General features: G+C 58.0%; 14 protein-coding genes and 2 pseudogenes. 8 read left to right on the top strand and 8 right to left on the bottom strand.

Annotated features, from left to right (window positions below; all coding sequences use genetic code 11):
• Positions 1–75: 75 nt before the first annotated feature.
• Both ACR0NT_RS10330 and ACR0NT_RS10325 read left to right on the top strand, forming a co-directional pair.
• Complete coding sequence (locus tag ACR0NT_RS10330; RefSeq protein WP_170673990.1) at positions 76–1,410, top strand: SWIM zinc finger family protein; 1,335 nt, start codon at positions 76–78, stop codon at positions 1,408–1,410.
• A complete protein-coding gene (locus ACR0NT_RS10325) occupies positions 1,407–4,112 on the top strand; it encodes a DUF6493 family protein (protein ID WP_170673994.1) in 2,706 nt (901 codons plus the stop codon). Before ACR0NT_RS10330 ends, ACR0NT_RS10325 begins: the two co-directional genes overlap by 4 nt.
• 47 nt (positions 4,113–4,159) lie before the next feature.
• On the opposite strand, the gene ACR0NT_RS10320 is transcribed toward ACR0NT_RS10325, so the two are convergent.
• Complete coding sequence (locus ACR0NT_RS10320; RefSeq protein WP_170446829.1) at positions 4,160–5,473, bottom strand: NAD(P)/FAD-dependent oxidoreductase; 1,314 nt, start codon at positions 5,471–5,473, stop codon at positions 4,160–4,162.
• A 749-nt stretch (positions 5,474–6,222) separates the two neighbouring features.
• On the opposite strand from ACR0NT_RS10320, the gene ACR0NT_RS10315 reads away from it, so the two are divergent.
• The 5 genes from ACR0NT_RS10315 (at position 6,223) to ACR0NT_RS10295 (ending at position 11,881) form a co-directional block, all read left to right on the top strand.
• Entirely contained in the window at positions 6,223–7,215 is a 993-nt protein-coding gene (locus ACR0NT_RS10315) for an aldose epimerase family protein (RefSeq protein ID WP_170446831.1), read from the top strand.
• Between the two features lie 94 nt (positions 7,216–7,309).
• Positions 7,310–8,515: a YcaO-like family protein gene (locus ACR0NT_RS10310; RefSeq protein WP_170446833.1), complete on the top strand. Its 1,206-nt coding sequence runs from the start codon at positions 7,310–7,312 to the stop codon at positions 8,513–8,515.
• Entirely contained in the window at positions 8,512–9,822 is a 1,311-nt protein-coding gene (locus ACR0NT_RS10305) for a TfuA-like protein (RefSeq protein ID WP_170446834.1), read from the top strand. The genes ACR0NT_RS10310 and ACR0NT_RS10305 overlap by 4 nt, the downstream gene beginning before the upstream one ends.
• Positions 9,823–9,865: 43 nt before the next feature.
• Positions 9,866–11,158 carry a gluzincin family metallopeptidase gene (locus ACR0NT_RS10300; RefSeq protein ID WP_170446836.1) on the top strand — a complete coding sequence of 431 codons (1,293 nt, stop codon included), beginning with the start codon at positions 9,866–9,868 and terminating at the stop codon, positions 11,156–11,158.
• A 147-nt stretch (positions 11,159–11,305) separates the two neighbouring features.
• On the top strand, positions 11,306–11,881 hold the full coding sequence (locus ACR0NT_RS10295; protein WP_170446838.1) for a hypothetical protein: 576 nt from the start codon (positions 11,306–11,308) through the stop codon (positions 11,879–11,881).
• 70 nt (positions 11,882–11,951) lie between these two features.
• On the opposite strand, the gene ACR0NT_RS10290 is transcribed toward ACR0NT_RS10295, so the two are convergent.
• The 7 genes and pseudogenes from ACR0NT_RS10290 to ACR0NT_RS10260 all read right to left on the bottom strand — a co-directional run bounded on the left by ACR0NT_RS10290 (position 11,952) and on the right by ACR0NT_RS10260 (position 20,394).
• Entirely contained in the window at positions 11,952–13,670 is a 1,719-nt protein-coding gene (locus ACR0NT_RS10290) for a tetratricopeptide repeat protein (protein WP_480443020.1), read from the bottom strand.
• Between the two features lie 143 nt (positions 13,671–13,813).
• Complete coding sequence (locus ACR0NT_RS10285) at positions 13,814–14,458, bottom strand: GNAT family N-acetyltransferase (protein WP_170674000.1); 645 nt, start codon at positions 14,456–14,458, stop codon at positions 13,814–13,816.
• A 228-nt stretch (positions 14,459–14,686) separates the two neighbouring features.
• A pseudogene (locus ACR0NT_RS10280) lies at positions 14,687–15,368 on the bottom strand (IS6 family transposase).
• 933 nt (positions 15,369–16,301) lie between these two features.
• The gene (locus ACR0NT_RS10275; protein ID WP_480443091.1) at positions 16,302–16,562 is read right to left on the bottom strand and encodes a N,N-dimethylformamidase beta subunit family domain-containing protein; all 261 of its coding nucleotides are present in this window, start codon (positions 16,560–16,562) and stop codon (positions 16,302–16,304) included.
• A gap of 192 nt (positions 16,563–16,754) precedes the next feature.
• Positions 16,755–17,510 (bottom strand): annotated as a pseudogene (locus ACR0NT_RS10270) (polyamine ABC transporter ATP-binding protein).
• Between the two features lie 27 nt (positions 17,511–17,537).
• Positions 17,538–18,863 carry a histidinol dehydrogenase gene (gene hisD, locus ACR0NT_RS10265; RefSeq protein WP_170449045.1) on the bottom strand — a complete coding sequence of 442 codons (1,326 nt, stop codon included), beginning with the start codon at positions 18,861–18,863 and terminating at the stop codon, positions 17,538–17,540.
• 70 nt (positions 18,864–18,933) lie between these two features.
• Positions 18,934–20,394 carry a Na+/H+ antiporter NhaC family protein gene (locus ACR0NT_RS10260; RefSeq protein ID WP_170449044.1) on the bottom strand — a complete coding sequence of 487 codons (1,461 nt, stop codon included), beginning with the start codon at positions 20,392–20,394 and terminating at the stop codon, positions 18,934–18,936.
• 150 nt (positions 20,395–20,544) lie between these two features.
• On the opposite strand from ACR0NT_RS10260, the gene ACR0NT_RS10255 reads away from it, so the two are divergent.
• Positions 20,545–21,354, top strand: a complete 810-nt coding sequence (locus tag ACR0NT_RS10255; RefSeq protein ID WP_170449043.1) for a helix-turn-helix domain-containing protein — start codon at positions 20,545–20,547, stop codon at positions 21,352–21,354.
• The last annotated feature ends 19 nt before the right edge of the window (positions 21,355–21,373 follow it).

The raw sequence follows: 21,373 nt of genomic DNA, 5'->3' as shown, positions 1-21,373 counted from the left end.
CTTTTACCACGTCAATCTGGTGTCAGGATCATTGAATATTCATGGTGCACTGGGGCAGAGTTCAGGAAGGCCGAGTTGAACGCAATTGACCACGTTTACCACTATGCGGGCTGCTCCTCTCTGGTCGGGCAGGATCAGGACCGCTCGTTGTTTCTTGTTGGGGATCGGACCAGCAATAATGAACCGCAAGCTTTTCTGACGGCTTTTGCGAATGAGCCTGACGTGACGGCCAAAGCTCTGCGGGCGGTCTCTGAAATCGTGGGGTCACGGTTTTATGTTCCGCCATCCCTGTTGGCGCGGATATTGCGCGAAGCCGATCCGGTTGCGACCGTTGGCCCGGCAACAGTCCGGTTCGAAGGGTTCTCGGCCTGTTGCAGCGCCTATATCCGTCTGGATATCGACGAAGACGCTCTTGAGGTCGCACATCGCAGCAAAGGGACCACAAACGTGGATTTCGGGGCCGAATTGCGGGCGTTGTTGGCACAGACCAAGCCGGACAGCCGTCTGGAAATCACAATCGGCCCGCGTGCGGTCGGACTGGCGCATGAGCGCGCCAGCGTCACCGAGCGCAAGGTGCCACTGCCCGTGCGCTGGATCAAAGGCTTTGGCGAAGTGCAGGGACATCTGTCGGGAATGGTGAAAGCGTTCTCGCTGCCGCCAGTGTCGGCGCAGCGGTTTCTCCGCAGCCTGCCACGTTCGAAATCAGATCATCGGATCTGGGTGGCGGCCGCAGGCCCGAGGGTCAGGACCACGACCCGTCCTGCATCCGGAAGCGTGCCGCTGCGCGGCGGGCATCGCCTGCGCGTGTTCGAAACACTGATTGGCAGGGCTAGGGCTCTTCATGTCTATGGCAATTCCGCGTTGCAAAGCTCGGCCTGGGTGCTGGACTTTGGGTCACAGCGTTTGACCTTGGTGTTGAATGCCGAGCCCTGGCGCGGGTTTTCCGGCGATGGCCGGCTGCTGTCTGATCTGGTGCGAAATGAAACAGATATTGCCGCCTTGCGGGCGCAGTTGAACTGGCAGGACAGGTTGGACCTGTCTTCTTTGGCCCAAAGCAGCGGCCTGTCGCAGGATCAGGTCAATACGGCCATGTCGCATCTGGCAGCCTTGGGCCTAGTGGGGTTCGACCTTGCCGATTCCACTTGGTTTCACAGGGTCCTGCCGTTTGACATGGATCGGGTCGAGGCCTTGAACCCCCGTCTGAAAGCGGCCCGGAAACTGGTGGATGCCCGGGCGGTGACACTTGAAAAAGGCGGTGCCGAGGTGATCAGCGACGCGGCGGTTCATCGGGTGCGTTTTGGCGATGGAGCACCGAGCTGCACCTGCCCGTGGTATGCCAAAAACAAAAACGCGCGCGGGCCCTGCAAGCACATTCTGGCCGCGGAAATGGAAACGGAGCGTTTGCAGTGACCGAAGCGGAATTCCTCAAGCTGATTACGAAAAAGCGGGCCCGTCACGTGCTAAAGGCGCTTACCGCCATTCCCGAAGCCGACCGTCGTGCTTTTGCCCCGATCGCTCTGAAAACGCAGAAAGCGTATGACAAAGCGTATTGGGATGCCCAGTTTGGCCGCGAAAAAAAGGCCTCGACTTTGGCCAAGGACGGCGACGCGCTTGGTGTTGCTGTTCTGGCAACGGCGCGCCCATCCGAATACAGCTGCGGCGACTGGCGCATCCTGCCGCGTTCGATCCCTCTGACGGATGTGTTCAAAGCGCTGAACCTCAGTTGGATTGACGATTGGGCCGTGGCAGCGGTCGAAGAGAACCCGCGCCTGATCGAAGTTGTCCATGTGCTGTATGCACAAGGGCAGTGCAGCATCCCGCAAACGGACGCCTACATACTGGGCTACTATGCCCATCAGGCAGCTGTTCCCGAGCGCGCGCGCGACCAGTTTCTGACGCATGATGTCTGGCGGTTCTTCGAGGTTGAAGGCGGCGGTGACCTGAGCCTTGCCGCACATGACAAATACTGCGGGCCGGGAGTGTCTTGGGCAGATTGCCTGAGCGGCCTGTGCGACGACGGCACATTGGACCGAGACCGGCTGCTGGACGCTTCACTGGACGCGCTTGAGCGGGATTTCGGACAGTTTCGGGCCGGGTGGTATTCGCGGTTTCACGCCAGCCTTTGCCCTACGGATGCCGAGATTCTGCACCGGACCGGGCGGTATCTGGATTTGCTCGGCAGTTCTGTGCCTCCGACCGTGGCTTTTGCGTTGAAAGTGCTGAAACGGATCGACAAACTGCATGGGATTGATCCTGCTGCGCTGCTGGTCTCGATCGAACCCGCGTTGCAAGCCCGCCAGAAATCCAGCGCCGTCATGGCCTTGCAATTGCTGAAAAGCTGCGCCAAGCGCCATCCTGGCAGGGCATCTGACGTTGCTCTGATAGCCGCATCAGCTCTGATTTCCGAGGCCGGAGATGTGCAGGCAAGGGCGCTGGATTTGATCGAAGCGGTTGATCAGCTCTCTGTGCCAGAGGTTCAGGACAAGCTGCGCGATTATGTGGATGTGGTGGCTCCGACCGTTCGGGGACGGCTTTCAGGGATTGTCGGGGGCGATAATCCTGCCCCGCCGCCTGATGCGGGTGATCCGGTGGCCCGGATCGAAGCCCTTCATCCGGTGGCGTCGGTCGAAGAAGCGGTGGCGGTGTTTCTGGAGCTTTTGGAAGACGGCAGCGATCCGTTTCTGACGGAACGTGCATTTGACGGTCTGGCCCGGTACGGGGCGGCGGCAGGTCCGCTGTTGTCGCCGCTGGCGAAACGGGCAACTCAGTTGAGGAACCGCGTGGTGCAAGACGCTTTCCACGGGGTAGGGAATTTCGAAAAACCAATCCTGGCGACCGCGCTGGCATGGGCCAATGGGACGGATTTTGACACTGAACTGCAACCGTTTCACACGCCACGGTATTCCGGGCACACGCCGCTTGAGATTGATCGCAACAGTTTCGAAGGGATGTTTGCAGCCCGGGCGCAAGAGCTGCTGGCTTTTGTGCGGGAAGGGCAGGCCGTACCCATGTTGTCGGCCCCCACTGACAATCGCGGGTATCTGGCAGCCGAGCATTTGAGTGATAGGTTGGCAGAATACCGAAAGATCGGCGCCCAGCCGGGTGACACGGATTTCAAACTGGCCCTCATGCGTTTGGCCCCCGAAGGGCGCAAAGCTGCGTTGAATGACCTGCAGCCGCGATCTGAACGCGAAAGGGCGCTGGCCTGTGCGCTGGGGGCTGACCTGCCGCCAGAGACGGATAAGCAGCTATGGGCAATTGCGTGGTGCTCGACCCTGCCGCTGCGCACGGACCCGCGCATTGAAAACCTGGTTGGCGGACCGGTGCCGGGCATCGGCCACCCGGCACGTTTCGAGTTCTACGCGGATATCCGGCGGGTAGATCAATATGCTTGGCCGAGGCCAAAAATCCGCATCACTCCGCCAATTCCCGACGACATTGACGCCGCTCTCGGCTTTGCCCTGCCAGCCAAGTCCGAACACAGTTACATGAGCGACCCGGGCAGCAGTTGGATGATGCACGCGAACCCGTGGGTGGGGCTGATCCGTCCATCGCACTCCGAACTGTTCTTTGCCACCGGGATCTTCGAACTGGAACTGGATCAAAAGCTGACCAATCATCATTGTTTGATGTTCCTGGACCCGCTTTTCCGCCCTGACCCCAAGCCCGGACCGATGGCACACGCCATGCTCGCCTGGTACCTGGCCAGCGCCGATGAGGGCGTCGGAGCGACCACAATCGATGCCATGGACACATTGATGGCGCAGCAGGTGTTCGAGCCAGGCGCGTTTGCATCCGCCGCGCATTCGCTTGTGTTTCACGCGGGCTTGCCGCTGCGCCGCTGGACCAAGCGATTGGCCGAGGTGGCCGGAACCTCCAACACTCATGCGCGGGCAGTGAAAACTGCGCTGGCAGGCATGATGGTCGATTTGCCGCCCGAGCTTCCGCGTGATCTGGGCGGCATTCTGGAACTGCTCTACGAGCTGTGCGTGATTTCTGATGAGGCGGTGGGGCCCTCGGACGTTCAGGCAGCTTTTCAGGCGATCAAGGCCGGTGGCAAAACCGGGAAGTTCGCGCGCAAGCTTGCTGTCTATGGTCAAACCGTGAATTGAATCCATCTCTGGATGCGGCGGAAGACTAGGGCGCGATTTTGGAGAGCTTAATGGTATTCCGGGCTTTCCAGATCGTGGCTCACGCGGGCATAAGCCTGCGCCATTGCTGTCAGAGTGTGCGGCGGGCAGCCGATCTTGTTCAGACAAGAGGCGTCAATCACCCGCAATTGCCCGTCAAAGACGGATTTGACCACGTCATCGACGGCGCGTCGGTCGGATCCAAGGGTCAATCGGTGATAGTGAAACCCTTGTCCTGGTGCGGTCTGGCCCAGCTTGTTGCGAACGCCATGGGCGACGAGCCAGTCCAGGAAATACCGCAGGCTCGGGTCGGGCTCGTGATCCAGGGTGGGGGTGGCCTCGGTTTGGCTGCCCGTGGGGTGATGCCGAAACTGAACCTGGGCTTTCGGTGTCCAAATACGGATCGGTTGCACGAAATCAAATATCCGACCGACCCGGCGGCCGCGCAACCGCGGGCCCAGTCCTAAATTGGTCGTCAACAGGCTGATGGGTGCCTGTGACACCGCATAGACCGAGGCGAACAGATCACAGCGCCCCCCGTTTTTTATCGTTACGGTCAGGGCGTTGAAATTACCACTATTGGCGTAGGTATGCGTTGGTCCAAGGATGCGGTCCAGCCGGAAACAGTTGATGGTATAAGGGGCGTGATCGCGAAATCCGATTTCCGAGATATTGGGGATGCTGCGCGCCAAGGTGGTCGCCGTCCCCAGCACGCCAGCCGCCAGAAAAACACGGCGCGCGCGGACCTGCGTGCCTCCGCCCAAATCCAGACGCAAATTGCCCTGTTCCTGTTCGATCCGTTGCACGCGCCCGGACAGAACTTCGAGATTCGGGATCTGTTGCAGCCGTTTCTCGACCGCAAGTGCCTTCGCATTCAACTGGCTGCCCGGCGCGTCCTTGGTGCCGACCAAAAGGCGCGGGGCGCAGGCTTCGAAATCGCTGTCCAGGTTTTTCTGTTGGGTGCCGCCGATCACCTCAAGGTCCGCCTGCACCGCGTCACAGGCGGCTTTATACGCGTTCCAGGTCTTCAGAAACGGGCCTTGCCCCCACGGGTCATCGCTGCCGTAAACCTGAAGCTGCTTGCCCCAGTAATTGGCAAGGCCACCCACTTCGGCGGCCGCATACATCGGTGGCGCGTCACCGGATACGGGCATACGGTCCGCCAAACAGGCTGGCTTTTGCCTTTCAAAAGCGACCGAAACCACTTTGGTGGGCCCGCCCTGCCACGGGTCCGGTGTTGCACCGGTGATCACCGCCAACGACCCCGAAAACCCCCTGAGAGCGGTCAGTGCGGCGTAACCGGCAGGCCCTGCGCCAATCAATGCGATATCGAATACACGCATCACTCGGCCCTTTTGCCCTGCAGGAATAGCGGTGTGGCGCAGCCTGCGATCGAACACGTGGCCGGGGTCGAGTACTTTGTGGCGAAAGGCTGGGTGCTTTGATTTCTGAGCCAGACAGGTTGGGGCAGAGCTGGAAGGACGGCGTATTTTATGCTTTGCATTGCGGGAAGAACCCTCCGCCAATACTGCCTCAAACAACGAGGTCCTCATTACAACTTCAACATAAATCTTTGGCTAGGCACGTGACCCTCACGTGAGGCCAGGCAAGAGAAAAACTAAAACTGACGCTGCCCTCACGTAAATCAGACGCGGTGCAGCAAAGGTGTAAGTTTGCTCCTCATTTATTTGAGTCCTTGTATAAAACTGCGCCAGCAAAGTTGCGCTAATCAAGCATGGGCTTTTCTTCCTGCGTTTTCTTGCCAATTGCACAAGCATGTAATTTCCGAATTTCACCACCGTTTGGCGACATCGGAAAGCAATTCCAAAACACGAGTTTTCGGAAATGTGCCATATTCCCGAAGCTACCGTCACGTCTCATTTAGGCTTCAGACTTATTGATTTTCGAGGGCAGACCGACATTCCTACTTTGCCTACGGACGACATTTTAGCCTTGCGGCTTCATTTGAGGAAAAGGCGTAATTGTCGGTATGTAAGAATTTAGAATCTCGGGCGAAATACTGTGTGATTAAAACCGTTTGCCCGTTAAGTGCGTTTAGGCTGCCATCGGCATCCATTTCAAAGAGGTCCGAATGCATCCAACCGCCAAGGGTTCAGCACAAGCGATCACAATTTCAAGCGGGGTTTTGACGGCGACCCTTGTCCCATTGGGTGCAACGCTGTGCGATCTGCGGCTGGAGGGTTTTGACCATTCGTTGGTGCTTGGTTGGCGTGATCCGGCGGAATATTTGCATAAGGATGAGTATTTGGGCCCCATCGTCGGCCGCTGCGCAAACAGAATTTCGTCGGGGACTTATCACCTCAACGGCGAGACATTTCACCTGAACCGCAATTTTCGCGACCGCCACTGCCTGCATGGCGGTCAGGATGGGGCCGCCATGCAGCTTTGGGAGGTTGCGCAGCGTTCCGCGACCAGCGTGACGTTTACGCTGCATTTGCCCGACGGGCACATGGGGTTCGGCGGAGATTTGTTCGTGTCGGCGCGGTACAGTGTGGAAAGCCCCGCGGCGCTGCGATTGGAGATCGAGGCACGCTCGGACAGCGCCACGGTCTGCAATTTTGCGCCGCACTGGTATTTCAACCTGAACGGCGGCGGAGACATAACCGGCCACAGTCTGCAAGTCGCAGCGGATCGATACCTGCCCGTTGATAGCGACCTTGTCCCGTTGGGTGATCCAGCACCCGTTCAGGGTACAGAGTTTGATTTCCGCAGGCCCAGGGCGGTTGGGGATTTCCCGTTTGACCACAATTTCTGCATCTCTGACCAACGGACACCCGAAAAACCTGTGGCGGTATTGGACTCCCCTCTGACTGGGGTTCGAATGACGTTGTCTTCGACCGAACCAGGCTTGCAGGTCTATTCCGGAACGCATCTGAACCACCCGGATCGTCAGACTTTGTCTGGCGAACCCTACAAGGCCTATTCGGGCCTGGCGTTGGAGCCACAAGGTTGGCCGGACGCGCCGAACAATCCCTCTTATCCCAGCGTGGTCCTGCAGGCCGGGGAACGGTATCGCCACATATCCCGCCTCAGCTTCAGCCAGTCAGCGCACCGGAACGGTTGACCGAAAGGGCCCGATCCAGCATCCTGCGGCGTAACAGGCTGGCCCGGCGCGGTTATTTTTCATTCCGGTCACGTATTTTAGCAAGGTCCGAAACATGCCCGATGCATCGCAGAAGCAATATGTGCTGGACACGCATCGGCTGCGCGACCCCGAGCAGACCCTGCAGATCGTCAAACCGTTTCTGAAAGACATGGGCATCACCCGGATTGCGAACCTGACCGGGCTGGATCGGATCGGATTGCCCACGGTGATGGTTGCGCGGCCCAATTCACGATCGGTTGCGGTGTCGCTGGGCAAGGGGCTGTCCTTGCGTGCGGCCGAGGCCTCGGGCGTGATGGAGGCGATTGAGTCCTGGCACGCCGAACGGGTTCAGTTGCCGCAGCGTCTGGCCAGATATGCCGAGCTTGCCGAAGAAACCGCGGTGGTGGACGTAACCGCCCTGCCGCAAGTGACTGGAGGGCGTTTTGACCCGCACGGCAATATGCTGTGGGTTCAGGGCCGCGATCTGGCCACGGGTGATCCATGCTGGGTTCCGCTTGAGATGGTCGATACCGATTACACCAGCGCGCCGGTCGGCGGACAGGCCGCCTTTCCCCGTACCACCAATGGGCTGGCATCGGGCAACAATCTGGCCGAGGCCAGCTGCCACGCCATTTGCGAGTTGATCGAACGCGATGCCACAACTCTGTGGCACCACCAACCGGGATCATCGCGTCTTAATCCCGACAGTATCGATGATCCGCGTTGCCGACAGGCGATCGCAATGATCACAGATGCGGGGCTGGAGGTTGGGCTGTGGAATACGACCTCGGACGTCGGCATCGCCAGTTTCCGTTGCGCGATCTGTGAAGGTGGCGGGCGGCCCGGGCATATCGGTATCGGCGATGGGTGCCACCCGGACCGCGCCATCGCTCTGCTCCGCGCTCTGACCGAGGCGGCGCAAACGCGGCTGACCTACATCTCGGGCGCGCGTGATGATCTCGACCCCGAGGAATTCACCGATCAGGCCAAGATGGATCGCGGCCAATACGTGCGCAATCTGATCGATAGCACAGCGGCAGATCAGAGTTTTGGCGATTGCCCGTCCTGTGTAACCAGCTCCTTCGACGAGGATTTGGAGCTGTTGCTGCAGCGGCTTGCAGCTGTGGGTGCCCCGCAGGTGGTGACCGTCGATCTGTCCCGCCCGGAATATGATATCGCGGTGGTTCGGGCGGTCATTCCCGGGCTTGAGGCACCCCATGACGAACCGGATTACATTCCCGGCCAGCGGGCGCAGCGTGTCAGGGAAGGTCTGACATGACGGCGGTGGTTTTTGTAGGCCCGACCCTTGCACCACAGGCGGTCTCGGATCGTCTGGACGCCACGATCCTGCCCCCTGTCCGGCAGGGGGACGTGTACCGCGTTGTGGGCGACAAACCGACGGCAATCGGTATTATCGACGGGTTTTTCGAAGGCGTGCCCTCGGTCTGGCATAAGGAAATCCTGTGGGCGATCGAACAGGGCGTCCCGGTTTTCGGTAGCGCCAGCATGGGTGCCTTGCGTGCGGCAGAGCTGGCCGATTTCGGAATGATCGGTGTTGGGGGCATCTTCGAGGATTACCGTGATGGCGTCCTGCAGGATGACGATGAGGTTGCGGTGCTGCACAGCCCGGCCGAGCTGGGCTTCCAGCCGCTCAGCGAACCGATGGTGTCGGTCCGTGCGACAGTGGCCCAGGCCCGGAGCGCCGGGATTCTGCCGCCGGATACGGTCACCGAAGTGCTGCGCTGCGCCAAGGCGATGCATTACCATCATCGTATCTGGCCGGACATCCTCAAACAGCTGCAGAACCTGCCGGGTATCGCCGAATTTGCGGATTGGCTGCCGACGGGCCGTATCGACGCCAAAGCCCGGGATGCCGTCGCCATGCTGGAGCGCATGTCGGACCATCTGGCCGGAATCCCCCTGCCCCCTTCGGATGTCGTGCGAACCGAGCGCACCCTGATGTGGAAGGCGCTGCGCGCGCGGATCGATGCCGGGGACCCATCCGCCGACCGAGGCGTGATCGACGAACTGCGGCTACAGCCCGAACTTTACGCAAGGGTGCGGGACCGTGCTGTTCTGGCTCTGTTGTCGCGCGAAGAGGCATCGAGACAGGATAACACCCTCGAACGCGCCGATCTGGTCCGTCAGATGGAGACCCACCGGGCCAGTGCGGGCCTGTCACGGCGGTCCGACCTGATGTCGTGGATTGAAGCGAATGATCTGAGCCCCGAGGGTTACGAGACGATGCTGGCGGATACAGCGAGAATCGAAGCCGCCACCGCATCGCGGGCGGGTCGTCTGGACACGCAACTGCTGTCCGAGCTGCGCCGTTCGGATCAATACACTCAACTGCGGGATCGGGCCGTTAGCAAGGCGGAACAGTCCCTTCCGACCGGTCAGTCCGGCGTGGATCGGTTGCGGGTGCTGATGTGGTATTTTGAATCTCGTCTTGACCAGACGGTGCCCGATGATCTTGACTCATACGCAGTGGCGCTGGGTCTGGCCGGGCGCGATGCGTTTTATGAGATGATAGAAGCCGAGTTTTTGTATTGCCACAGGGGTGCCGACACCGGAGCCGCCGAATGAAAGGCCGCCGGATCTGACCGGACACCGCACGGGAGGGCGTTTTGTGAACTTACCCGAACAGCTCGATGAAGAACCCGGTACCCGGTTTTTGCTGTACCCGCAGTCTCCGTTTCTGGAGCCTGACGCGCAACTGGAACTGGTCGAGATTTCTGCACCACAAGGCAGCATCGGGCCGGGGCCGTCCGGGCCGCGTATGTATACGGTCGACCCGGTGGGAAAAACCACACCTTACGGCACGATCGTGCCGGGGCCGAACGGGCCGGGCATGTATCTGCCACCCTGGGACGGCCAAATCCAGCCGCCGGCGATGCCGGATGAATTCGGCAATTTCATCCATATCGACCCCACCAACCCTGCGTTTGAATCCGCGCATCTGTTCGGTTCGGCCCATTTCACCATGGATGTCTGGCAGGGCTATTTCGGCCGCCCGATCCCATGGCATTTCGCCCGCGACTTTGACCGGCTGGAACTGTCGCTGCTGCCCAGTCTGGACAACGCACATATCGGTTGGGGGTTTCTGGAAACCGGCGGCACCCATGAACACGGGGGCGAATACCGCCCCTACAGTCTGAACTTCGACGTTGTCGCCCATGAAATCGGCCATGCCATCATCTATAGCGTGATCGGGATGCCGTCAGACGGAGATGCCTCGGGCGAGTACTACGGGTTTCATGAATCCGCGGCTGATTTGGTGGCTTTGTTGGCGTCGCTGCATTTCGGATCGGTGGTTGATGACTTGCTTAAGAACACGCGGGGAAACCTCTACACCTTCAACCGCCTCAGCCGCTTTGCCGAACTGTCGGAAAATGCACAGATCCGGCTTGCGGCCAATGACCGGTCCTTGTCGGAATTTGCCGCCGGCTGGTCCAGCGAGCACGCTTTGTCCGAACCTCTGACCGGTGCGATGTTCGATATCTTTGTCGATATCTATCACGAGCGTTTGCTGGTGCACGGCCTGATCTCGCCCGAAGAGGAGCACCTGTCGGATCAGTTGGAGGGCACGCCCGATTACAGCCGGGTGATGCAGGGTGTTTTCGACAAGCGATACGCCGAAAACCCCGAAGGGTTCCGCATCGCCCTGCTTGAGGCGCGCGACTATCTGGGCACCTATCTGGCCGACGCGTGGGAGATGCTGGATGCGGATATGCTCAGTTACTTCGGAGTGGAAAAGGCCCTGCTGGCCGTGGATCAAGAGATCACCGGTGGTGCTTTCCGCAACATAATCGAGGGCAACTTCCGGATGCGCGATATCGGGTTGACCACCGCCGGGCCGCGCCTGCCCGATCCCGAAGAAGACAGTCATTCGAATTCGGTCCGCACGCAGGTGCCGGGCTAGCGCCTAAAATCCTTTATTTTTAAACGGTTTTGTGGCATTCAAACGAAAGGTGATTTTGAGGAACAATTTGACCCGCGATTTTTCGGGTTTTCGTTAGGGGGGGCGAGGCGTCCCATGTCGTCAAGCCTGCAATCAGGAGATGAGTTTATGCCAGAGACTTTGCTCAGTTTTTCCGAAGTGTTGATTTTCGGACGCGTCCTTGAAGATATGAAATACGTCGTCACCGACAAACGCGGACAAGGAAATAACAAGCAACTGGACAAGCAATTTGCCAAGGACGGCGAAGATGAGCCCCGGTTCGCCAAGATTTACGGCTTTGCCTATGAAGGTACGTATTACGACCTTCCCGAGCCTGCGATTTTCCTTGTTCATGGCAAAGGAAAAAGCGCCACGGATGGCAACCTGCCGGGCAACCTTGCGTCCCGTGCGCCCAACGATCCGTCGAAAAGCGGTGTTGCGGCCGCCGACTATCAGATGGCCAACGACATCATGTACTGGAACTACGACAAGGCTGATCAGACCATGCGTATGGATGTCACCTCGGGCATGTTCGAACAGGTTCTGCTGGACATCTATTTCGGCTTTGACAGTCCCGCGATCAGCGGTGCCCGCGTGAGTGGCGCGCGTGTCAGTGGGGCCAGAGTCAGCGGCGCCCGCGTAAGCGGTGCGCGTGTCAGTGGGGCTAGGGTCAGCGGCGCTCGTGCGCGGGGCTCGGAAGACTAACGCGGGCAGAAACCCGGCTCACATCAGGATAGATTTGCGAAAGGCCCTGCTTGGCAAGGGCCTTTCTCGTTCAGAACCCCGCCTTTTTCAGCCCCTCAACAAAGTGTTGTGTGTCCTCAGGCAGACGGTCCGGTTGCACGTTCTCCCACCGTTTCAGAGAGAAGTTGGGATGCGCCTTGCGATGGCGCTCTGCAATGTCACGCGCGACGTCCAACTGATCGAGATGCGCGAAACTTGCGGCCAGCAGGCGCTGTCCTTCAGTGGGGTTGTTCATCTTGTTGACGGCATCGATTGCGTCGCCATAGCGCTTTAGGTTGAAATATGCTCCGCCCAGATGCCACAGGTATTGATCCGGGAAGTATGGATTCAGCCGCATTGCCTGTTGCAGGTGGGTGATGGCCGTTTCGTTGTCGCCATAATGCGCCAGCGCATCGGCGAAATCAGAATGCATGTCTGCGTCATTCGGGTTCAGCGCCAAAGCACGGCGATAGGATTGCAGCGCCGCGTCGTGTTCCTTGCGATACAGATGGACATAGCCCAATTCCCCAAAGCCACGCGCATCTGTGGGGTCAAGTTCGATGGCGCGCTGCGCAAAGGTCAGCGCCTGATCCAGCGCAGTCGAGGGATCCTTGCTCCAGGAATAGCGCCAGTCGATGTTCAGGGTGCGGGACAGTGCCGCCGCCGCGCGGGCATAGCCTTCGTCCCGGTCAAGCGCGGACTGGTAGAAGTTCTGCGCCTTGCGGTTGTCGTTCCGCGTGTACTTGAAAATGTGGTGCTGGCCCTGAAGCACGGACCCATAGGCCTCAAGGTCCGATGGGATTGCCTGAATCATGCGCCGCTTTTCATGCGATTCAATCATCACCGCGGTGGCGGCCACGATGCATTCGGTCACTTCGTCCAGAATATCGAAAATATCGTCGATCTTGCGATCAAACCGCTCGCCCCAGATGGTGCGTTCGGTCGTGGCATCGATCAGTTCCGCCGTGATCCGGATGCGGCTGGCCGATCGGCGCACGCTGCCCCGGGCCACATAGCGCACGTTCAGCTTTTGTGCAGCCTCTTTCGGTGGCATCGCCTGTGTCTTGAAGAAAAAAGACGAATTCCGCGCGATCACGAACAGATTGCGGAACTTGGACAGGTTCATGATGATGTCGTCGGTCAGGCCTTCGGCGATCCAGCTGTCCGACTCGTCCCCGCCCTGACTGCTGAACGGGAGAATGGCGACCGAGGGCGTGTCGGGGCGCTCCAGCACGTCCCCAAGGATTTCAGGCCGCATCGTCCCTGCCATTGTCGCCCCGGCAACCTCACTGCGTACGCAATAGGTCGAGATGGGAGACAGGATATTCTTCAGCTTTTTCGGCCCGAGAAATTCATAGCCATAGCGCAGGCGGTTGCAGACCTGATCATAAACGGCCGAGCTGACGTAAACCCTTTCGGGTTCGGCAATTTCCTGAAGCCGTGCGGCGATATTGACGTTGTCGCCGTGGATGCCGCGATCGTCGATCAGGATTTCGCCCAGATGGACGCCGGCGCGGAACTTGAGCCGCTGATCGTCCGTCCGTTCCTGGTTGTGCTGGCTGGCAATACGGTGCAGCTCGACCCCGAATTCAACCGCGCTGGTGGCGGTCTCGAACAGGGCCAGAATACCGTCGCCACGTACCTCAACCACCCGGCCCTGAAACGCGGCGCAGGTTTCTTCGAGCTGAGACAACAGTGATTTCAAAGCATTATATGTATCCAGCTCATTCTCGCTCATCAGGCGCGAATAGCCGACGACGTCGGCAAACAAGATTGCGCCCAGCTTCTGCGTAATGGAAGGATTTGGACTTGTGGTGTTCACATTCAATACTCGTCTCGGGGGCTGCGTTCGAACCCTATCGTCAGTTTATAGCAAAATGTGCATTTGCGCTCTGAAAGCGAAATCACACCCCGTTACTCACACTCATCAACTTGCGGTGGCCAGGACCAGCCTGAGATACCATCCGACCCGAAGGTCACGATGGTCCCCGGATCAAGCTCTTTTGCCAGGATGGGGCGCCGGTCCATCCAATCGTGCCTGAGAACGCCAACGACGATCATGTCGTGAAATGCTCCGTCGGCGTACCAGGCTTGCCGCATGGTCCCTTCGACCTTGCACCCCAGTCTTTCAACGAGGTCGCGGCTTATGTGGTTATCATCCCGATAATACGAGGTAAGTCGGTTCAAGCCAAGCTGACGGAACGCAAAATCCACAACCAGAGCGGTCGCCCTGATGGCCAGACCTAACCGTCTGGCTGATTTTTCAACGAACATTGCAACAACTGCGTCCCGGTTGACCGATGATATGGCCTCCAGTCCTGCCAGCCCCAGAACCTGCCCGCTGTCGGATTCGACAGCGAACCAGCATTTGCAGTTGTTTCCGGAGGCGCTGAAAACCTCGCTCCAGACGTCTTCGGATTGCATCAGGTTGAATGGAATGCGCGATGTGCGGTCAAATCGGGCGAGGTCCTCAATATCCTGAAACCAGGGAGTGATGACCTCCAGATCCGCCTTCTCTAGGGGGCGCAGCTTGAATACGCTGTTGGAATTGTCTGGCAATGGATCAACTACCTTTAATTAAAGTCAGAAAATACATTCCGGACCCTAACACACTTGTTCAGTAAATATGAAATGAGAATATATCCGCCCCGGCGGATATGCTCCGACGGGGCTGTGTGCGGCAGAACGAGCCAAATGGAAACCAACCCACCTGAAACAAGCGGGTCGGTTTGCCGGGTTCTGTCGCACATTCCTTTAAAGGGTGGGTAGATGGTGCAGGCGGGTCGATTATCCCGCCAGTTGGGCGAACTGCTGATACGGCAAGAGTCCGGGCGTGAACTGACCTTTCCTGATCATGCTGGCCAATTCAATTCCAGCCAGAGCGGATGCCGCTGAATCAAACGACTTGAATCTCAACATGGGCCGGATCCGACGTTTGATAAACCGGTGGTCGTGTTCAATGATGTTGTTGCGAAACTTCCGCCTCACCATCTCGATTGGTACAGGGCAGCCAAAACCAGTCGGCATCTTGTTTATCGCTTTGATGCCAGCGGTGTTGGCCCTGCTTTTGTCGATGACAATCTTCCGTGACAAGCCGTTCGCCTCAAGCGCACGAGCGAAGAACTTCGTTGCAGCAGCTTTGTTCCGGCGCTTGGATAGCATGAAGTCCAGGGTTTTGCCGTGTTTGTTGATGGCGCGATAGAGATGAACCCACTCACCCTTCACTTTCACATAGGTCTCATCCATGCGCCATGAACGGTCGGCAGGACGCTATTGTACCGCGAAGCATCAGCTACAAGACCGCGTATCTGCTCACCTAAGAATTCAGCGTCGCGTGATCCAGTTCAACGCCTCGTTCCGCCAGGGTTTCCCTCAGGTCCCTGTATGAAACGCCGCAACGAAGGTAAAAGAAAACCGCGAACAGGATCACATCCTTTGGAAAATGCGCGCCCTTAAATGAAATCGTCACGGCCTACTCCTGTCATGCTCTAGTGTGCGCTACCAGAAATGCTCGCGACCTGACAGGCAGGGGCGACGTTTGTGACAGAATCGTTAGGTATCGGGCGTCGTGACAGCCGCAGCGGGAGGGAAACGGTTCGACTACTATGCCGGAGAATGCTCTGAGGCTTTTTTCAGAACATTGGCTGTTATTCGACCGACGTCATTTTAAGAGTGTTGCGAGGGCAGGGCGCCACACCACGCGGCCGAGCTTGCCGAGAAGATGAAGCTACCGGACGGCAAATAGCGGATGGTCATCTCGGCACATCGAAGCGCGTCGCGTTCTGCCTCGCTCGCCTCGTACCATCGTGTCGGGTCATGGAAAAAGTCGTCAGGAAAGTCTTCGGACCGCGCGAGCACCTGGCAATCATCCTTGGTCCCCAGACTGGCATTTGTCGCGTCTCCAAAGCCCATCAGTGAAATGCCAACTCCCATAAGGTGGTATTCACCCTTCCCCTGAATTCTCAGGAACCCCGATGGCCTATTGTTGATCGAGAACACGCTCTCAGAGATTTCGCCGTCGCAGGTCCGCCCCGCTTCCAACGGCGAGCGCCTGAGTTCCATCAGATCGTCTTTGAACGCAACAGCGGCGGCAAAGCCTTTCCCTCCGAGATAGACAAGATTCCACCGTTGCGCAGGAATGTACGCAAACTCGTTTCTGCGCCGACAGACAAGTATTCCGGATGGCTGCCCGAAAAAAACGGCAGAGTACCCATTCAGTCCATCCATCCCCAAACGGTCCAGATCGTGGTCGGTGATTAGGTCGAAGGCAATATCGTTGCTGTGGCAAAATCGGAGCAGGTGCAGGTCGACCGGCAAATTGTGCGGACTGCCGCAAAGCGGATAAGCATAATCTTCGCGAAGGGTCGCTTTTGGTTTCCTGTACCAGCAGATTGAAACGTCGCTATGGTCGGTATGATAGTCGTAAAGCGACCGCAGATTGTTGTCCTTCGCAAATTGATGCGCGCGGTCTTCGCAAACCCACTCGCAGCGATGCTCGGTAAGTTGCAGTCCAGACCAGAAAGAGCAAGTTTGCTGACTGCTGTTGCGCCCGTACGAAGAAGACGAACTGTTCGGCTTCTTCACCCTGTTGCACCTCGAATGCGTAAATCCCTGCCGGGGCGGTCTTGGGGATGTCGGCAACATAGGATGCGGGCCATGTCAGCCGCGCGACATCATCATCGTGAAAATACAGCGCGTCGTAATTCCTTGGTCAGGAACGAGTAGATCAGCATCATGAAGACAGGGGCGAGGGACAGGAAAAGAAGAACCACCCATGCTGGTATCAACAGCCAGATCCTGGCCTCTTTATATGTGTCGGTTGTTGCGCTGCCGCTGCTTGCTGCACCCGCTGCCATCAGTCCACCAGGAGCCGCGCGGACCCTGCCTCCATGTTGACGAACACGTCGTTGCCCGGTTCGAAAATCCGCTTGGTGCCGCGATCCGAATTTGATGTGCGGACCGTGAATTTGGGTCCGTCATTCAGATTGATCAGCGTGGCAATATCGGTGCCAATGAAGATGTTATCGACCACGGTGCCCTTGAGGCTTTCGCTCTCGGTCAGCGCTTCTTCCTGATCATGTGTCACGGAGATAAAGGTGATGCCTATTTCCCGCTGAAGATGCTTCAGTTCCAGTTGCATCGCCTTGCGCAGCTTCAGGTCCAGCGCCGAAAGAGGCTCATCCAGCAGAAGTACCTTGGGTTGTGGCGCCAGCGCACGGGCCAGCGCCATCCTTTGTTGCGGCCCGCCGGAGAGTTGCGAGGGTTAGCGCGCATCGGATTTGGATTGGCCCCGCATCTCAAGACCAAAACCCACATTGTCGAGAATGGTCATATGCGGGAACAGAGCATAGTTCTGGAACACAGTATTGACCGGCCGCTGATTGGGCAGCAGGTTTTCGATTTCGTGGCCATAGAGAAAGATGGCCCCTTCGGTCACATCCTCGAATCCGGCGATCATCCGCAGCAAGGTGGTCTTGCCGCATCCGGATGGGCCAAGCAGCGTGAAGAACTCGTTATCCGTGATCGACTATGAGATCTTCTTGAGCGCGGTAAAGCCGCCATAGCGCTTTACCGCATCTTTTACGTCGATTGCGTATTGTTGATGTTCCAATTCTGTCCCCTCCCCAAGATGATTGTTTCAGTTCTTGTTCAGAATCTGCGTGCGCAGGTCTGAAACGGCATTGGCATGCCCATCGAAACCCTCATATTTGGCGAAACGATAGGTGTGCGGCGCGGCCTCATTAAAGCCGGCGCGTGTTACGTGGCAGACGGTGCCGCTTTTCATGAAATCATGCACACCCAGCGGCGCATGAATTTTCGCATGCGCGCTGGTAGGCAGAATGCAGTTGGGCCCCAGACAATAATTGGCCATTGACCCGGCCGCCCAATTGCCCATCAGCACCTCGGAGGCATTGCGGATATGGCTGAGATGGTTGAACGGTTCGTCGGACAGTACCTGACAATGTTCCGGCGCGTAGTCATTCACGAAATCGTAGGCCTGTTGCAGGCTATCCGCCAGAACCACGCCGCCATTTTCGCCGGACAGAACAGCAGACGAGTGCTCGACCCACCGTTCACCCATCTTCGCCCAATAATCGGGCAGAGCTTTGATTGCGCCTTCGGCAACCTCTCTGGAGCTTGTGACGAGGAAGGCGGAACTGTCGGTTCCGTGTTCGGATTCGATCAGAAGATCCAGGGCCGCAAGACGCGGGTCAACTGTCTCATCGGCAAATACAATCGTGTCGCTGGGTCCGGCGGGCAGGCGGGATGTGATCTTGTCTGCCAGCAGACGTTTGGCCGCGACCAGCCAGGGGCTGCCGGGGCCTTCGATTTTCAGGCATTTCGGAACGCTTTCGGTCCCGAAGGCCGCCGCGGCCACCGCCAAGGCGCCGCCCGCCTTGTATACGCGCTCAACACCAGACAGACGGGCCGCAACCAGCGTCGCGGGATCAATCTTTCCGTCCGGGCCTGCCGGGGTCAGTACAATTGGGTCGGAGACACCGGCAACAACCGCCGGAATGGCCCCCATCAACGTGACAGACGGGAACGAGCCCTTGCCACGGGGCGAATAGACCGCAGCGCTGTCAATCGGGCTGTGACGCTCGCCCGCGAACACGCCCGGACGCACCTCTTTCATCCACATCTCGCCGGGCAGTTGCTCTTCGTGGTAGCGGCGGATGTTGTCGGCTGCATATTCCAGAGTTTCGATCAACTCGCGATTGATCTGATCAAACGCGGCATCAATATCCGCTTTCGAGGCGCCAACCTCGGTAACGTTAAAATGCGCGTTATCGAACTTGGCTGCGTATTCAACAAGTGCCGCGTCGCCCTTGGTACGCACGTCTTCGATCAGCGGCTTCACTTTCTCGAGGAAAAATCCCAGATCACTTTCCGGGCGCATGAGCAGCGCATCACGTTGATCACCGGTCAGTTTCGAAAGCTCGTAGAATGCAACTCGGGTCACTCTTCTTCTCCGTAATATCTGTCTGGAACGGGCGTGCGGCCAGATCACCGGCCGCACCCGGTTCGGGTTGTCACAGGTAGACAGCAGCCACCCAGGCAAACAGGATCATGCCGAAGTTCGCGTGCGAGAAGGTCGGGATCACGCTGTCCTTGATATGATCGTGCTGGCCGTCGGCATTCAGACCTGCCGTTGCACCCAGAGTGATTGTCGAAGCAGGCGAACCCGCATCCCCAAGCGCCGCCGAGGCACCGAGCATCGCGATGGTTCCGATTGGCGAGAAACCCAGCGCAAGGCCTAGCGGGATGTAGATCGGAGCCAGGATCGGAACCGAGGCAAACGAGTCGCCGAAGCCGATGGTGATGAACAAACCCACAATCAGCATGATCGCGGCGCCGAAGGCTTTGTTGTCGCCAATGAATTCCGCCGCAGATTCCACCAGGGGCTCGATCTCGCCCGTCGCCGTCAGAACGCCGGCAAAGCCCGAAGCGATGGTGATGATGACCGCAATCTGGGCCATCATGCGCAGGCCTTCGGTGAACACGTTATCCTGATCACGCCAGCGGAAAATCCCTGCCGAGCTGAGGATGACGAAGCCAACCATGGCCCCAATGAACAACGAGTCGAATTGCAACTGGCAGATCAGGGCAACCGCAAGGGCGAGGATCGTCGCGCCCAGCTGGACGAGGTTGATCTGGATAGGCTGATCTTCCGGCGTAGCGTCTGCCAGCTGAATGGTCTCATACTCACGCGGTTTGCGATAGGTGATGAACACCGCAACCAGCATACCGGCCAGAATACCCATCACCGGCAGGAACATTGCCTTGGGGGCCATGTCCGGGGTTGCGGTCAAGCCCAGCGGACCGCCAACTTCGTTCACGTTGGCCAGTAGAATCTCTTCCAGATAGATCGCGCCAAAACCGGTGGGCAGCAGCAGATAACTTGCACTGATGCAGCAGGCCAGAACACAGGCCACACCGCGGCGGTCCATCTTCAGCTTGTTCATGACACCCAGAAGCGGCGGAATCAGAACTGGGATAAAGGCGATGTGCACCGGAACAAGGTTTTGCGACATGAAAGACGCAGCGACGAAAATCAGCAACAAGGTCCATTTCACGCCCTTGCCGGTCGCGGCTTCATCCGTGCCCATCTTGCCCGAGATCTTTCTGGCCAGCAGTTCCAAAAGTCCGCTGCGCGCAAGGGCCACGGCAAAGGCACCGATCATGATATAGGTCATGCCGACCTGAGAGCCGACGAGCAGGTTGTCGTTCAGCGCGCCGATTGTATCGGTCATCGAAAGACCGGCGTGCAATCCACCCAGAATAGCGGCCGAGACCAGCGCCACGGCGACCGGGATGCGCAGCAGACACAGTGCGATCATGACGACGATCGTCAGAACCACAGCATTGATGTGATACCCGGTTGCCAACGATCCAAAATAGATCAACCCAAATACAACCAGTGCCGGCAGTACCCTTTTCTTACGGAATTCGCCTTGCCCTTCGGCATATTCGGTAAATGAGGCCTCTGTCATCGCAACTCCTCCAACTGCGTTTGATCGTCGTGGCTGTCAGCGTTCTGAAGCTTTTTCAGACTTGTGTTGATGCTGCTAATACCACCATTATGTGCAGTTCTACGTTAACATTCTGGGAAGGCGGTGGTATATAACCCTATGGGGGTATGCATGACAGATTATTGTATAGACAAATTAGCAAAATCCATCTCCTCCGCCGGAAAACCGGAATTTTTTGAGGATTTCGTAGAATACCTGAGAACGATTCTTCCGTTCGAAAATGTCATCGTGCTGGTCTTCAATGGTGAAGCGACCCCGACGGTGGTTCTGACCAAGACCGACGGCGCAGAGGTCTTTGCGCGGCTCAAGACCGTCTACCTTGCCGCGACTTATGTGCTGGATCCGGTCTATCAATTCCATAATCAGAAAGGAGACAGGGGTGTATATTGGCTTGAAGAGATGGCCCCGGATAATTTTCTGCGAAGCCGATACTACGAATGGTATTACGGGCGCATAGGAATCCTTGATGAAATCACCATTTTTCAACCGGTGAACGAAACCACAACGGTCACAATTTCGATGGGAACCAATGCCAGGTCAGGGCGCAGGTTTACGTCAAAAGAAGAAAAGAGCCTCAAGAAAATGGCGGCTGTAATTCACGCTTTGATCGATTGCGACTGGGAGTTTCGCAAACATGTCGAAGGGCCGGGAACGTCCGCCGGGCCATTGTTTGCCAATCTTCAGGCGCTATTGGATGATCGCCACGGCATTCAGCTCAGCGGTCGCCAAGCCCAGATCGCAATCATGATCCTTCAGGGGCATTCATCGCCCTCAATCGCACGTGACCTTGGCATCAGCCCCCAGACGGTCAAGGTCTTCCGGCGGCAGCTTTACACCAAATGTGGCATTACCTCGCAGTCAGAGCTGTTTGCGATGATGCTCCCGCTGTTGGGTGAGATCTCGGCCTTCTCGAGTGAATAGCCGAGATCCTTTTCGTGTA

Source organism: Ruegeria sp. AB10 (genome assembly GCF_056542745.1).
This window is presented reverse-complemented; position numbering and strand designations above follow the sequence as displayed.

Coding starts and splice junctions, on each gene's coding strand:
- ACR0NT_RS10320 (WP_170446829.1), bottom strand. CDS start 5,473: ATGCGTGTATTCGATATCGCATTGATTGGCGCAGGGCCTGCCGGTTAC.
- ACR0NT_RS10315 (WP_170446831.1), top strand. CDS start 6,223: ATGCATCCAACCGCCAAGGGTTCAGCACAAGCGATCACAATTTCAAGC.
- ACR0NT_RS10310 (WP_170446833.1), top strand. CDS start 7,310: ATGCCCGATGCATCGCAGAAGCAATATGTGCTGGACACGCATCGGCTG.
- ACR0NT_RS10305 (WP_170446834.1), top strand. CDS start 8,512: ATGACGGCGGTGGTTTTTGTAGGCCCGACCCTTGCACCACAGGCGGTC.
- ACR0NT_RS10295 (WP_170446838.1), top strand. CDS start 11,306: ATGCCAGAGACTTTGCTCAGTTTTTCCGAAGTGTTGATTTTCGGACGC.
- ACR0NT_RS10260 (WP_170449044.1), bottom strand. CDS start 20,394: ATGACAGAGGCCTCATTTACCGAATATGCCGAAGGGCAAGGCGAATTC.
- ACR0NT_RS10255 (WP_170449043.1), top strand. CDS start 20,545: ATGACAGATTATTGTATAGACAAATTAGCAAAATCCATCTCCTCCGCC.